Below are 14,730 nucleotides of genomic sequence, written 5' to 3' on the forward strand. Positions count from 1 at the left end.
CCGTCAAACCTTGTTTTCGGGGGAATACCTAAAGATACAAAAAAGCCAACTAATTCGCAATAATTTGTGTATGAATTAGTTGGCTAATTTTGTAATATTTAATGAATGTCCCTACTTATTCTAGTCTTCGTGCACCATCGCTGATTACGACATCGTAAATTTTTGGACTTCTGTTGAACTTCTTCTTAAATTCCTCTTTGGCTTTTTCTATGAATGTGTTATATAATTCCTCTTTTATGAGGTTGATTGTACAACCACCGAATCCGCCACCCATTACGCGAGAGCCAGTTACACCGCAGTCAAAAGCAAGGTCGTTCAGGAAATCGAGTTCTTCACAGCTTACTTCATACAGTTTGCTCATGCCCTGGTGTGTTTCGTACATCTTTTGGCCTACCGTTTCGTAATCGCCTTTCTCCAAAGCATCGCAAACATCGAGTACGCGTTGGATTTCTTCAATCACATATTCTGCACGCATAAAGTCTTCTGCACTGATTTCGGCTTTGGCTTCTTCAAGCATTTCCATGTTGCAGTCGCGCAGGAATTCTACATGCGGATGTTTCTTCTGGATAGCGGCAACAGCAGCCTCGCAACTTTGGCGACGTTTATTGTATGCCGATGAAGCAAGTTCGTGTTTTACCACAGAATCTACCAGTACCAGACGGTAACCTTTCGGTTCGAACGGGAAGTACTGGTATTCCAATGAACGGCAATCCAAACGGATGAGACTACCTTTCTTGCCAAATACGGAAGCGAATTGGTCCATGATACCGCAGTTGACGCCACAATAGTTGTGTTCCGTAGCCTGGCCAACCTTGGCCAATTCGAATTTGTCGATTTTATTGTCACCAAACAGATCGTTCAACGCATAAGCATAAGTACTTTCCAAGGCTGCGGAAGAGGACATTCCTGCACCCAGAGGAACATCGCCAGCAAAAGCCGTATTGAATCCTTTTACTTCTACACCGCGTTTAATCATTTCGCGGCATACGCCGAAAATATATCTTGCCCAGCTGGCGCGGGGAGCGTCTTCTTCATTAAGACCGAATTCTACATAATCTTTCAAATCAATGGAATAAGCTTTGACTGTGTTTGTTCCATTCGGTTTTACTTCTGCAATCATGCCTTTGTCGATTGCTCCGGGGAATACAAAACCACCGTTGTAGTCAGTATGTTCGCCGATAAGGTTGATTCGTCCCGGGGAAGCATAAACAGCTCCTGTTGTTCCGTCAAAATGCTTGATGAAACGGCTTCTTACGTATTCTATATCCATGATATTATTTTTTTAAGGTGAATAAATCTATTACCTATATTGTTAGTTCTGTCTGTCAATCGACTTTAATGTCTTTATTTACGTTTTTGCAACCAATCAGTCCATAGAACAATAGATATGCAAGAGCTGCAATGATCACCCAGTAGCTTGCCATGAAACCTGCCATGTCTGCAACAACTCCTTGAATAACGGGAAGAATACCACCGCCACATACTAAAACCATGAACAAACCAGAAGCGGCTGCCAAATATTTACCCAAACCTTCTACTGCCAGATTGAAGATACCACCCCACATAATAGAGGTACACAGACCAACTAATACGAGATACATAGCATTGATGGGTACCTCTGCAAGTCCGAAAGATAAGCCGCCAGTGGCACTCTGCTGAAGCACCGGTAGATTTACGAAAGAATTGGTAGAGGAGAAAATAGCGAGGAATACCAGCAACAGACCCAAAGCTGAAGTGAATGTAAGCATTGCCTTGCTGGATACTTTAGCACCTAATGATGCACCTGCCAGACGACCTATCAGCATGAGGAACCAGTAAGTACCTACTACAAATCCGGAAATGGTGGATGCAATACCGGCACCGCCTTTTTCCACAGGGTCAGTCAGGAATAGGTTTAGTGTACCCGGTACGCCAACCTCAATACCTACATATACAAAGATTGCAATAGCTCCCAAGATGAAATGGCGGAATTTTAAAGCGCCGGACATCAGTTTGCCGATCGGTTCCGTTGCTGTAGCAGCATTAGGCTCCGGTATAGGAACGAACAACAGTACGAGGAATGCAAGTGCAAATACGGCCATCGCTGTGTACATTACAGGGAATATCTGAGAGATGGTAGCCTTTTCAATAGAGCCTGCAATGAGGATACCTACGAACATCGGAGTGATAGTTGCCATTACGGAGTTGAAAGAACCGCCGATCTGGATTAACTGGTTACCTTTGTTCCCTTCACCGCCCAACTTGTTCAGCATCGGGTTTACGACCGTATTCAGCAAGCACATAGAGAACCCTGCGATGAATGCACCGAACAGATATACGGCAAATGCTATTTCAGGGTTGGAATGTCCGGATAAGAACTGGATACCCACCCCTATAAAGCCGATAGCTACTGCGATAAGCGCTGTTTTTTTATATCCTACTTTCTGCAATAGAATACCACTTGGTATTCCCATTACTGCATAAGCAATGAAGTTGCCGAAATTGCCTAACATTCCTAAGGCATTGGATACGGAAAACTGATTTTTGAGTACAATTCCCATAGGAGCAGCCAGGTTGGTAACAAATGAGATCATACCAAAAAGGAAAATCATCGTTATGATTGCGATGAGTTTACCATTCTGTTTTTGTTGTGTCATGGTTAATAATTGTTTATTAAGTTTATAATCAGGTTAGTTATTTCTTTTATTCTTGTACACCGAACTTATAGATGGTTATCTGCTGATATTCATCTCCGGGGAGCAATACTGCCGATGGGAAATGTGCCTTATTGGGAGTGTCGGGGAAGCATTGTGCTTCAAAGCATACAGCGCTTCTTGCGGGGAATGTTGCCCCGTGAGCACCGGTGAATCCTCCCAGCCAGTTTCCCGTATAAAGTTGCAGGCCGTTTTCTGTAGTATATACTTCCATTGTGCGCCCGCTTACGGGTTCTGTACAAGTGGCGGCAAGGCTCAGTTCACCGCTTTCCGCTTTATTCAACACATAGCAATGGTCATATCCGGCTCCGTTTACCAGTTGCTGGAATTTATCGTCAATACGCTCGCCTATGGTATGGGGAGTACGGAAATCCATGGGTGTATTTTCTACTTTCAGGATTTCTCCCGTAGGAATAGATACCTCATCAATAGGTACATAGAAATCTGCGTTGATGGTAAGGATATTATTCAGAACGGTAGGTGAGGGGGTGGAAATACCAGCGAGATTAAAGAAACCGTGATTGGTTAAATTTACAACTGTAGCTTTATCGGTTGTGGCCCGGTATTCTATAACCAAGGCATTTGTTTCATCTTCCAGACGATATGTCATTTCTACTTCTAAAGTACCGGGGAAGCCCTCTTCACCGTCGGCAGACGTATAATTGAAAATAACGGTCGATTCATTGGGCTGAACCGCATCCCATACGCGGGCATGGAAACCGGTTGGTCCGCCGTGCAGTGAATTGGGACCGTTGTTGACAGTCAATTGGTGTTCCTCGCCATATAAAGTGAATTTCCCATTGGCAATTCGGTTTCCATAACGGCCTATCGTGGTGCTCAAGAAAGGTTCGGGACTGTTTATTACGTGTTCTATGCTGTCATGTCCTAAAATGACATTGGCAAATTTTCCGTTTTTGTCGGGCACCATGATTGAAAGAAGCGCACAACCATAGTTGGTTACCGCCACTTCCATGCCTTGGGCATTTTTGAGGATATATAAATCTGTTTTCTTGTTGTTTATATTCTTTTGAAAGTCTTTTCTGTCCAAACCGGACAAGTTGCTTTCTGTCGGAGTAGTGTCTGTCATATTCATGGTATTATTTAAATTTTCTTGCAAATAAAGAGAAATTCTTTTGTTCCCCCAAGTAATTGAGAGGAAATATGGGGAACATTTTATGAAAGTTTAGCGTTTGACAATTAGAATACAAATTGATATTTTTTGTATGTTTGTCGCGTTAATCTAAAAAGTATTGTAACAGTATTGAATTGTACTAATTAAAAACAACAAATGTATCCTCTAAAATTTGAGCCCATCCTGAAACAGACACTTTGGGGTGGCGACAAGATTATCCCATTCAAACACTTGAATGAAACTCTGCCGAATGTAGGTGAGAGTTGGGAAGTTTCAGCAGTAGAAGGTAGTGAATCTGTAGTTGCCAATGGTGCGGACAAAGGGTATACTTTACCCGAAATGGTTCGTAAATATAAAGAAGAGTTGGTGGGCGAAGCGAACTATGCACGGTTTGGAAATAAATTCCCGCTACTGATAAAGTTTATTGATGCAAAGCTGGATTTGTCCATTCAGGTGCATCCGGGTGACGAACTTGCAAAGAAACGCCATAACAGTTTCGGTAAAAATGAGATGTGGTATGTCATTGCTGCCGATAAAGGTGCAAAATTGATTTCCGGCTTTGCCGAGGAGATAACTCCGAAGGAATATAAAGACCGGGTGCACAACGGAACATTTGCCGAAGTGCTTCAAACTTGCGCCATAGAGCCGGGAGATGTGTTTTATGTCCCTGCCGGCCGTGTACATGGCATTGGCGCCGGAGCATTCGTTGCGGAAATTCAACAGACTTCCGACATAACTTATCGTATTTTCGACTACAATCGTAAGGATAAGGACGGTAAATCCCGCGAATTGCATACCAGTCAGGCAATGGATGCCATTAACTTTTCCGATGTGCAAGACGATTTCCGTACCGAATATGAACGTATACAGAATGAACCCGTTGAGATGGTAGCGAGTCCTTACTTCACTACTTCTGTATATGACATGACGGAAGAGATTACTTGTGATTATTCGGAACTGGATTCATTTGTTATTTTTATCTGTGTGGAAGGTTCTTGCCGTCTGACGGATGACAATCAGAATGAGATTACCTTGCGTGCCGGCGAAACGGTTCTTTTGCCTGCTGCTGTTCAGGAAGTAACAATCGTACCGGAAGGCCAGCGGGTGAAACTGCTTGAAACTTACGTGTAAGAGTTGATATTATTACTGTAATGAAGTTAACATCATATAGCCAATGGTGTTAACTTCTTTTTTTTGATATGTTCTTTTAATTTCCAGATATTAAATTTCTGTCTTTTTCTTCTCTTTGGCAAATGCCGTAATAGGATGTTTCCTTTTGGCTACGATTTCACTACAGCATGTGGTGTATATTCTTTAACTATGTGCAACCATTTAATTTTTTATAGCCGGATAACCGCGAAATAGCATTGATTTCTTTGGAATTTATAATTCTCATTTGCAGTAAGGTGGATATAGGTTTGCCATAATTGTGCGTTTGTTTATTGTTGGCATGTCCCGGGCGGGTAGCGGAAACATCTTTTCGAAACTTCTTTCTTCCGTTATGACTTTTTTCATCATTTTCTTAATTTTATGCTTTATAATGATTAATGATGAAAAAACAATTAATTCTGAAAATCATTTTTATCGGTGATATACACCAATAAATCAAGCTATGTATTTCCTTTGGTAGAGGTGTATGAAGAGGTAATGTGATAGTCGTTAATATACTATACCAAAAAAGGGAAAATGTTTTTTAAATGTTCGTTTATTGTGCGCAAAGATACAACCTATTTTTTTAACGGGCAAAATGTTTAATAAGAATATTTCCAAGCAGAAACTATTTTTTTAGGCAAATTACTTTAAATCAATTTATTATCCACGCTTCAAAAGACCTCATTATTACTTTATTATTTATATAAATACGTCTATTGAACTTCTCATGAAAAAGAGTGTCTTTTAAACGAACGTCTAAAAGATACTTTCTCTTTTTAGATTATTAGTTCTCAGCTTTTTATAAGCTAAAAACTAACATAACTGTTTTTCTACTTCTTTTTCCGTGATGGTAGGAAGTTCTAAAACAATATGAATGCTAACTAAACTATTGGAAATAACTGCATTACATGACTTGATTGGTAAGTATTACGCTACTCCGGTGTCCCTAAAGAACACCCTTTTCACAAGGCTTCATGTTATTCCAAATCTTGCATTATCACAGATTAATGTCCCGTTTATCAGTAAATAAATCATCCGAGTTACAATGTAACCCCGATATGCAATTACCGGCTGAAAATGAAGGAGGTAATTGTTGGTTTGCGATTCGTGTTTCTTATAGCCGTGAATTAGCGTTAAAAGCAATTCTGGATGCTGAGAATATTGAGAATTTCATCCCGATGCGTTATGAGTATATCATGAAATCGGGGAAGCGCGTCCGTAAACTGCTTCCGGCTATTCACAATCTTGTTTTTGTTTACTCTACCCGTAAACGTATAGATACTTTGAAAGACAGACTTGAATCGTCCATGCCTATACGTTTTATTATGAATCGTGAGCATTGTCGTCCGGTTGTAATTCCCGAATCGCAAATGCGTAGCTTTATTTTGGTGGCAGGCAATTGTGACGAAGCGGTTCTTTATGTAGAGCCGGCCGAATTGCATTTGGTTAAGGGACAGAAAGTACGTATTACCGGTGGTGTTTTTGAGGGAGTAATCGGTGAGTTTGTCCGAATCCGCCACGACCGTCGTGTGGTGGTTAATATAGAGGGTGTCATGGCTGTAGCTACTACCTTTATTCCGCCTTCTTTGGTAGAACCCATAAAAGAGTAACCTTTTTTTAAAGCATTATAATTCACAAATCATAATTCACAAATTAATGGATTCATTATTTTCCTTAGCCCATCGTCTTCTCACTTACGGGCTTGACGGGAGTCCTATCTATGTAGACGAATTTACGCGTTTGAATCGTGAAGTTTACGAGCAGGCATTGGAACTTTATGGTACTCGCGGCAAGACCGTAGAGTCTGAAGCAGAGCTTTGTCTTGGTCTTTTAGCTGCTTTTGCTGCCACCATTTACGATAATGGTCATAAACAGAAATATATTCAACAGGTATTAGACCGTAGTTGGGAAGTCCTTCCTAAGTTGTCGGAATCTTTACTCAAAGTTCAACTTCTTGTCTATTGCTATAGCGAAGTGTATGATGAAGAACTGGCAAGGCAGGCTCACGACATTATTGACACTTGGAATAAGGCAGAATTGACTTTGGAACAAGTGGATATAATAGAAGAATTAAAGAGCTTTGAAGAAAACCAATATCCTTATGAAGTGATAGAATAACTTCATTAATCAACCTAAACTATTCAACTATCTAAACTAAGACTTTTTATTTTATGGAACCGATTGAAAAAGATGATCATTTCATTCCTGATGGAATGAATGCTTTCGAGCGCAACGTGAAGCGTATCGGTGATTGTTTGCTTGCCCTTGGTGCGCTTATTGTTTTTTCTCCTTTATTTTTGATTTGTTATATTGCCGTAAAACGTGAAGACGGTGGCCCTGCCATTTTTAAACAGGAGCGTATTGGTAGGTTTGGCCGCCCTTTCTATATCTATAAGTTCCGTAGCATGAAGCTGGACGCAGAGAAATATGGTCCTGCTCTCTATGCCGGTGCAAAAGACCCCCGTATGACGAAAGTCGGCAGGTTTCTTCGTGACCACCATTTGGACGAGCTGCCCCAGCTTTGGAATGTATTCTGCGGTGATATGGCCTTTATAGGCCCCCGCCCCGAGCGTAAGTTCTTTATCGACCAAATCATGGAGGTAGACCCCCGTTATCGTTATTTATTCCAGATTCGCCCGGGAGTCACTTCGTATGCTACGCTCTACAATGGCTATACTGATACTTTGGAGAAGATGCTCCGTCGTTTACGTTATGATTTGTTTTATTTGGAGCATCGCTCTTGGGGTTTTGATACCAAGATACTTTTTATGACGTTTATGAATATTGCGTTCGGAAAAAAGTTCTGATAAGTGAAATTGGATGTTTTATGGATGGAATCTCTCGTAGTACTACGGTCAAGAAGAATATCATTGTCTCGTTTCTTTTAAAAGGTATTAGTATATTAATATCGTTACAGGTTGTCCCTTTGACGATTAATTATATAAATCCTACCCAATATGGTATTTGGCTGACGCTAAGTTCTATTATCGCTTGGCTAGCTTATTTCGATTTTGGGTTTGCCAATGGTTTTCGCAATCGGTTTTCCGAGGCGCGAAGCCGTGGAGAAACTTTATTGGCAAGAGAATATGTCAGTACTACTTATGCTGTACTTCTTATTCTTTTTTTCGGTATATTTCTAATTACGGTAGTCACTAGCTTCTTTCTTGATTGGAGTAGTATTTTGAATGTGGACACCGTTTATAACTCTGAATTACGTACCGTCTTCGTAATATTGTCCCTTTTTTTTTGTCTGAATATTGTGGGTAGTGTATTTACTACTATGTTGGCTGCCGACCAAAAACCAGCTTTGGCTTCTTTGATACAGACAGGTGGACAGGTATTGGCTTTCATTGTTATTTATGTTTTCACTAAAACAGTTCCGGGTAGTCTCACAGTTTTAGCTTTCGCCTTTATGGGTATACCTTGTATATTGTTGATTATAGTATCTGTTTTCATGTTCAGATGTGGGGAGTATAAAATTGTATCTCCTACCATTTGTTTGGTACGCTTACCATTAATAAAAAATATTTTGGGACTTGGAGGACAATTTTTCATTATTATGCTTTCCCTATTGTTTATCTTTCAGTTTACCAATATTATTATTTCCCGTATTGAAGGTCCACAAGCAGTGACGCAATATAATATAGCATATCGGTATTTTAATGTTCTCAATATGCTTGTAGTCATTATATTAACTCCTTTCTGGTCTGCATTTACAGATGCATATATAAAGAAAGATTTCAGTTGGATGAAAAAAATGGTTAAGAAGTTGGAGCATATGTGGCTGTTGTGTATCCCTATTCTGGTTGTAATGATTTTGTGTTCAGATTTTTTTTATAAATATTGGATTGGAGATTCTGTATCTATTCCATTATCTTTATCAATATCAATGGCTTTATATGTTCTGTTTCAAACGATGGGAAATGTCTATATGTATCTTATCAATGGAACAAGCAGGGTGCGTTTACAGTTGATTGTATATCTGTTGATTGCTATTATTGCAGTACCGCTTATGACATTATTCTGCCGTTTATATGGTGTGGAAGGGATTCTGATTGTTCCTGCAATAACACTCGCTCTACAAGCTTTGGTAGGCAAAATACAGATAACGAAAATTTTAAAAAATACAGCTAAAGGTATTTGGCTAAAATAAATATTCAATGAAACAAATAGCACTTATTACCGGCATCACCGGTCAAGACGGCTCTTTCCTTGCCGAGTTTCTTCTTGAAAAAGGATATGAAGTACATGGTACTATCCGTCGTTCGTCAGTAGATTATCGCGATCGTATCGCTCACTTGGAGGGTACGCCCCATTTTCACTTACATTATGCCGACTTGGGTGATTCTATGAGCATTATGCAGATTGTACAGAAAATCCGTCCGACAGAAATTTATAATTTGGCAGCACAAAGCCATGTACAAGTAAGTTTTGATGCACCGGAATTTACGGCAGATGTGGATGCTACGGGGGTGCTGCGTGTACTGGAGGCAGTACGGCAATGTGGACTTACAGGAAGTTGTAAGATATATCAGGCTTCTACCTCCGAACTTTACGGAAAAGTAGAGGAAGTACCGCAAAGTGAAACAACCCCCTTTCATCCTTATAGCCCTTATGCCGTGGCAAAACTCTATGCTCATTGGATTGTGAAAGAGTATCGAGAAGCTTATGGTATGTTCTGTTGTTCGGGTATCCTCTTTAATCATGAGAGCGAGCGTCGAGGGGAAACATTTGTTACTCGGAAGATAACTTTGGCTGCCGCCCGTATTGCGCAAGGTAAACAAGAGAAACTTTATTTGGGAAATCTATCATCTTTACGCGACTGGGGATATGCTCGTGACTATGTAGAGTGTATGTGGCTTATCTTACAAAATAAGCAGCCGGAGGATTTTGTGATAGCCACTGGTGAACAACATTCTGTTCGCGATTTTTGTTATTTAGCTTTCAAGTATGCAGGTATCGAACTGGATTTTCAAGGCGTGGGAATGGATGAAAAAGGGGTTGATAAGGCTACTGGACGTGTTCTAATTGAAGTTTCTGAGGATTTCTACCGCCCTACAGATGTCGTAAATCTATGGGGAAATCCTGCCAAAGCCCATAAAGAGTTGGGATGGAATCCACAGAAGACTTCTTTTGAAGAATTGGTACGTATCATGGTGACACACGATATGGAAAAAGTTGCTTTAGAATGTGTTGCTGGTCATATCAAGACTAATCTTGTCGAGTATTTGGAGAAAGGTATTGTGAAATAACTTTTATAGGTCGTGTATATATCTGAAATAATATAGGGGGTGCCCCTCTTGTATTCTCTTATTGCATCAAAACAAAGGGACGATTTCATCGGATTCAAGTTATGATATCTTACAATCAACATTTTGGAAAAATTGTTTCAACGTCTTTAATAGTGTTACTTGTGACACTTTTTGCAGTAACGTGTGTGTCTGAGGTAGTAAGCCCGCCTGCGTAGCAGATGTCTATGGAGTGCCGATTTACACTTTGATTTTCTTTGTCAGTCGTCTAAGTAAATTTCTCCGTAACTCGTCACATAGAAGCGATAGTCTATGTTATTCTAGCCACGGTGGTTAATGATGATAAAATCTGTGATGCCAATGGAGTAATTATACTTTAGGTGAACTTATACAGAAGTTTCCAAGGAAATTTGTGGATAAGGCTCTCTTATTACCTTATTTTATTAATAAAAAAGTTAAATCCCAACATTCGTTATTTTTAGCATTTCTGTAATATTTCAAAAAATGAGATAGTTATAGTGATATGTAAAAAAAATAGATGGTTACTTTTAAACAATATAAAAATGGAAGAGGTTAAAATATCAGTTATCACCGTCTGCTATAATGCAGTAGACACGCTTGAGAAGACCATACAATCAGTGCTTGAACAAACTTATCATAACATAGAGTATATCATTATTGATGGAGGGAGCACTGATGGTACGGTGGAAATCATCCATCGCTATGTTGACTACCTTGCTTACTGGGTGAGCGAACCAGATAGAGGGATTTATGATGCGATGAATAAGGGGATTGAAAGGGCTACGGGGGAGTGGGTGAACTTTATGAATGCGGGAGACTACTTCTATAATTATGATGTAATTTCTAATGTTTTTAAAGTACTACAGAAAGCAGATGTAATGACCGGCATTTCCTTTATGGATTATCCTAAAAAGAAACGTTTATGGTTTCCACCTCAAGAATTGTCTTTCCTGAACTTATACAACGGGACTTTAAGCCATCAAGCTTCTTTTATACGGAGTTCTCTTTTAAAGAAGATTGGTTATGATGAAAAATATAAGATTGTTTCTGATTGGAAATTCTATTTACAAGTATTGATATTATCAGATGCGAGTTATATTCCGCTGAATTTGATAGTGAGCAGGCATGATAATGCGGGTGTCAGTAGTAATATAGAAGAGAGAGAGAAAGAAAGAGAGAATATCCTGAATAACTTGTTTCCAGCACGGATTTTAAACGATTATAAATCTTTTAGCAAACAGGGTTTAATAAAAAAGACGATAATTTATCTGTTCAATCACTGCAACTGGCTAAAAAGGTGTGCGATGGTTGTATTGTTTGCTCAAGATAAGCGAAAGCTTTCAAGATTAGCCAAATAGAGTATGAATATTCTTTTTTATGTAACATGTACTCCTTCTCCGGAAAATGGAGGGGTAGAAAGAGTGACCTATACGCTTTCTAAAGAATTGAAAAAGAGAGGGTATGGTTGTTCTTGTGCATATTTGTATGAGGTTAGTAACAGGAGTGGAGTTGAACTTTATGACAGTGTTTTTCAATTCGACTATACTCAGGAACGTGCAGAGGAAAAAATGATAGACTATTTATTAGACAATCATATTGATATTATAGTCAATCAATTTGCTACCATAGATACTTTATCTGATTTCTTTTATGGAATAAGACAGAAAATGAATATTCGTCTGATAACGTGCTATCATTTCGATCCTATGGCGGGATATTGCAAGGACACTTTTTTCGTAAGAACACCTTTCTTTTCGAAGCAACATTTAGTATTTTTATTTAAGAGATATCTTTATTTCATATACAAATATCTTTTTTGTTACATACGTAAAAAACGTTTTCTTCGTGCTATTAAAGGTAATGACAAATTAGTTTTTCTATCACAAAGCCACATTGATTCAATAGTCAAGTATTATCATGTAAAAGAGGTGGATACAATAGACTATATTCCCAATCCTCTTTCGTTTAACCTGAACCTTGATATTGATTTAAAAGAGAAAAAAAAGAGCGTTTTGATTGTTTCAAGACTAAAGGAGGAGCAGAAAAAAGTAGGGACATCATTGGAAATCTGGAAGAAGTTAGAAGAATATGGATATGAAGGATGGAGCTTGGATATAGTGGGCTACGGTGATGACTTGGATTTCTATTTGGACATGGTACGTAGAGAAGATATCAAAAATGTGCATTTTTACGGCCATCAAAATCCTGTTGATTTTTATAGGAATTCTTCTATTTTGATAATGACTTCCCCTTCCGAAGGTCTTAGTATGACCTTGATAGAGGCAAAGCAAATGGGATGTGTACCTATGGCTATGTCATCCATAGCATTTACTTCCGTACAAGATATAATTAATGATGGAAAGGATGGTTATATTATTGCATCCAATGATATAAATCAATATGTGAAGAAGCTACGGCAACTGATAGGTGATAACTCGCTTAGGTTGGCGATGGCTCAAAGAGGAATAGAGGATAGTCAACGCTTTTTGCCCGAAGCTATTATTAAAAAGTGGACAAAAGTTTTTGAGAAATGAAGTCGTTTTCTTTTGATATATTTGATACTTGCCTGGTAAGGTCTTGTGGGCAACCGGCTATCGTATTTGACTTGTTGGCATATCGTGTTTTGGGAAATAATGATACCGTTAGTCATTACATAGAGTTTGCCAGAATAAGGAGAGAAGCAGAGACAAAGGCAAGGATGAGTTCAGCGAGAGAAGAAGTCACATTGGACGAGATTTATTCTTTTTGTGACTTCAACGGATTGACTTTAACGGAAAATGAGGCTATTGCCGTTGAAGAAATGAAATTGGAAAAGGAACTGCTTTATCCTGTGAAGAAAATGCTGGATAAGATTACCGGCTTACACAATCAGGGTATCTCCGTAGCCTTTATTTCTGATATGTATCTTCCGGAGAGCTTTATCTTGGAACTGTTATGTTTGCATGGTTTCTGGAAGGAGGGAGATACTTTGTACTTATCATCCTCATGGGGAAAGACCAAACATAGTGGGACTTTGTATAATTGTGTAGTCCATCCTGCAAAAAGAACAAGGCAATGGCATCATTATGGAGATAATATTTATAGTGATTTTGGAGTTGCGTTGAGAAAGGGGATAATTCCTCATAGGGTGAGATATTCGTTTATAAAGTCAGAAGTTTCCTTGATAAAAACAGAGTTTAGCCCTTTCTTCTGTGTGAACCAGATTATGGCCGGCATGTCAAGGGCTATACGTTTAGGAGAAGGGTACAATAATGCTCAAACTGAGTTTGCAATTGAGTATATAGCTCCTCTTTATACGTCATTTGTCTGGAAAATATTGGAAGATGCACAGAAGAGGAATATCACCCAACTGTTCTTTCTTGCAAGAGACGGCTATCTATTATATAAAATAGCAGAAAAATATATAGACCATTTCCCAGATATAAAAATTGAATATATCTATGTCTCAAGAAAAGTTTTGTACTTCCCCGGATTAGGAAAGCTTGATTGTGATTCGTTCCTTGCCTTCTTACAGTTGCGGGGGGAGGAATCCTTAAGGGAGATTTTTGAAAAGGCCGGTATTGAGATAGAACAAATTCCTGATATAGATATTCTTAAGGAAATTAACCCTGAGCGTTCGTTATCACTGGTAGAATCTGAGCGCATATTGCGAAAGGCTTTTGAATGTATAGACTTTGTAAAGTATATGCAGAATATAAAAGAAGAACAACGCAGGAGGTTGATTGCATATTGGCAACAAGTCGGGTTAGCTACGTGTACATCTACATCGGGCATTGTAGATTTGAGAGGAACAAGAAAATCGCATGTAATCATAAACCGTATATTGAGTGATTCACATCACAACTCTGTTTTTGGCTATTATCTGGAAGTCATGAAGAACAGAGTTGACTGGAAGCCTGCGGATGATTATTTTGCCTTATTATTTGAAGAACGTTATTCTATCAATATCCATTTAGGCTCTATTGCTGAAATTAGTGGAATATTAGAGCAGTATTTTTCTATCACTACACAAGGGAGGACGGAGGCTTATCAATGGGATGCAAATAAAAAAGTCATACCGATTTTTGGAATGAAAGAGAATGAACGATTGGCTAAAGGAATTTCATATTTGCATGAACATCTTGTAGGTTTATATACCGATATGTATATAAAGAACAGACTTTATTTATATAATGACAAGGTAATAGATGTTGCAATAAAGAAGCTGGCTGCTTTCGCCCATTCTCCCCGATATTCCTATTTGAAATTTCTTAGGACGATATATTTTAGTAATGGAAATTACACCTATCGACCGATTGTTACTCGTTTGACATTCAAAGATATGTTCTACCTTATCTTTAATCGGAAGAAACTTATACAAAGATTTGAATGGATTAGAGGGACACTGATATTGTCTTTCCCTTTCCTGCGTAGACCTATTATCGCTATGCTTGATATGAACTTGGTCAAGAAACTGATAAATCGTCTGAAGGCATAACGACTC

General features: G+C 38.9%; 12 protein-coding genes. 9 read left to right on the top strand and 3 right to left on the bottom strand.

Annotated features, from left to right (window positions below; translation table 11 throughout):
- Positions 1-115 precede the first annotated feature (115 nt).
- The 3 genes from galK to H8S52_RS14745 are packed head-to-tail and all read right to left on the bottom strand — an operon-like array spanning position 116 to position 3,780.
- The gene (galK, locus tag H8S52_RS14735) at positions 116-1,270 is read right to left on the bottom strand and encodes a galactokinase (RefSeq protein WP_186910114.1); all 1,155 of its coding nucleotides are present in this window, start codon (positions 1,268-1,270) and stop codon (positions 116-118) included.
- Between the two features lie 55 nt (positions 1,271-1,325).
- On the bottom strand, positions 1,326-2,636 hold the full coding sequence (locus H8S52_RS14740) for an MFS transporter (RefSeq protein WP_186910115.1): 1,311 nt from the start codon (positions 2,634-2,636) through the stop codon (positions 1,326-1,328).
- A 46-nt stretch (positions 2,637-2,682) separates the two neighbouring features.
- Positions 2,683-3,780: an aldose epimerase family protein gene (locus H8S52_RS14745; protein WP_186910127.1), complete on the bottom strand. Its 1,098-nt coding sequence runs from the start codon at positions 3,778-3,780 to the stop codon at positions 2,683-2,685.
- A 201-nt stretch (positions 3,781-3,981) separates the two neighbouring features.
- On the opposite strand from H8S52_RS14745, the gene H8S52_RS14750 reads away from it, so the two are divergent.
- The 9 genes from H8S52_RS14750 (at position 3,982) to H8S52_RS14790 (ending at position 14,724) form a co-directional block, all read left to right on the top strand.
- Positions 3,982-4,956 (top strand): type I phosphomannose isomerase catalytic subunit, encoded by a 975-nt coding sequence (locus H8S52_RS14750; RefSeq protein ID WP_117954816.1) that lies wholly within the window; start codon positions 3,982-3,984, stop codon positions 4,954-4,956.
- Between the two features lie 1,079 nt (positions 4,957-6,035).
- The gene (locus tag H8S52_RS14755) at positions 6,036-6,587 is read left to right on the top strand and encodes a UpxY family transcription antiterminator (protein WP_005654952.1); all 552 of its coding nucleotides are present in this window, start codon (positions 6,036-6,038) and stop codon (positions 6,585-6,587) included.
- A 46-nt stretch (positions 6,588-6,633) separates the two neighbouring features.
- Complete coding sequence (locus tag H8S52_RS14760) at positions 6,634-7,095, top strand: UpxZ family transcription anti-terminator antagonist (RefSeq protein WP_117985390.1); 462 nt, start codon at positions 6,634-6,636, stop codon at positions 7,093-7,095.
- A 53-nt stretch (positions 7,096-7,148) separates the two neighbouring features.
- Positions 7,149-7,784, top strand: coding sequence for a sugar transferase (locus H8S52_RS14765; RefSeq protein WP_118940225.1), 636 nt, complete (start codon positions 7,149-7,151; stop codon positions 7,782-7,784).
- A 20-nt stretch (positions 7,785-7,804) separates the two neighbouring features.
- Entirely contained in the window at positions 7,805-9,130 is a 1,326-nt protein-coding gene (locus H8S52_RS14770; protein ID WP_117985388.1) for a lipopolysaccharide biosynthesis protein, read from the top strand.
- A gap of 7 nt (positions 9,131-9,137) precedes the next feature.
- Positions 9,138-10,229: a GDP-mannose 4,6-dehydratase gene (gene gmd / locus H8S52_RS14775; protein WP_117985387.1), complete on the top strand. Its 1,092-nt coding sequence runs from the start codon at positions 9,138-9,140 to the stop codon at positions 10,227-10,229.
- Between the two features lie 560 nt (positions 10,230-10,789).
- A complete protein-coding gene (locus H8S52_RS14780; RefSeq protein ID WP_117986208.1) occupies positions 10,790-11,605 on the top strand; it encodes a glycosyltransferase family 2 protein in 816 nt (271 codons plus the stop codon).
- A 3-nt stretch (positions 11,606-11,608) separates the two neighbouring features.
- Positions 11,609-12,781 (top strand): glycosyltransferase, encoded by a 1,173-nt coding sequence (locus H8S52_RS14785; RefSeq protein WP_117986209.1) that lies wholly within the window; start codon positions 11,609-11,611, stop codon positions 12,779-12,781.
- Positions 12,778-14,724, top strand: coding sequence for a hypothetical protein (locus H8S52_RS14790; RefSeq protein WP_117986210.1), 1,947 nt, complete (start codon positions 12,778-12,780; stop codon positions 14,722-14,724). The genes H8S52_RS14785 and H8S52_RS14790 overlap by 4 nt, the downstream gene beginning before the upstream one ends.
- Positions 14,725-14,730 lie beyond the last annotated feature (6 nt).

This window comes from Bacteroides sp. NSJ-48 (assembly GCF_014287405.1).
Lineage (GTDB): Bacteria > Bacteroidota > Bacteroidia > Bacteroidales > Bacteroidaceae > Bacteroides > Bacteroides stercoris.

Coding starts and splice junctions, on each gene's coding strand:
- H8S52_RS14780 (WP_117986208.1), top strand. CDS start 10,790: ATGGAAGAGGTTAAAATATCAGTTATCACCGTCTGCTATAATGCAGTA.
- H8S52_RS14740 (WP_186910115.1), bottom strand. CDS start 2,636: ATGACACAACAAAAACAGAATGGTAAACTCATCGCAATCATAACGATG.
- H8S52_RS14790 (WP_117986210.1), top strand. CDS start 12,778: ATGAAGTCGTTTTCTTTTGATATATTTGATACTTGCCTGGTAAGGTCT.
- galK (WP_186910114.1), bottom strand. CDS start 1,270: ATGGATATAGAATACGTAAGAAGCCGTTTCATCAAGCATTTTGACGGA.
- H8S52_RS14745 (WP_186910127.1), bottom strand. CDS start 3,780: ATGACAGACACTACTCCGACAGAAAGCAACTTGTCCGGTTTGGACAGA.
- H8S52_RS14785 (WP_117986209.1), top strand. CDS start 11,609: ATGAATATTCTTTTTTATGTAACATGTACTCCTTCTCCGGAAAATGGA.
- H8S52_RS14760 (WP_117985390.1), top strand. CDS start 6,634: ATGGATTCATTATTTTCCTTAGCCCATCGTCTTCTCACTTACGGGCTT.
- H8S52_RS14755 (WP_005654952.1), top strand. CDS start 6,036: ATGCAATTACCGGCTGAAAATGAAGGAGGTAATTGTTGGTTTGCGATT.
- H8S52_RS14765 (WP_118940225.1), top strand. CDS start 7,149: ATGGAACCGATTGAAAAAGATGATCATTTCATTCCTGATGGAATGAAT.
- H8S52_RS14750 (WP_117954816.1), top strand. CDS start 3,982: ATGTATCCTCTAAAATTTGAGCCCATCCTGAAACAGACACTTTGGGGT.
- H8S52_RS14770 (WP_117985388.1), top strand. CDS start 7,805: ATGGATGGAATCTCTCGTAGTACTACGGTCAAGAAGAATATCATTGTC.
- gmd (WP_117985387.1), top strand. CDS start 9,138: ATGAAACAAATAGCACTTATTACCGGCATCACCGGTCAAGACGGCTCT.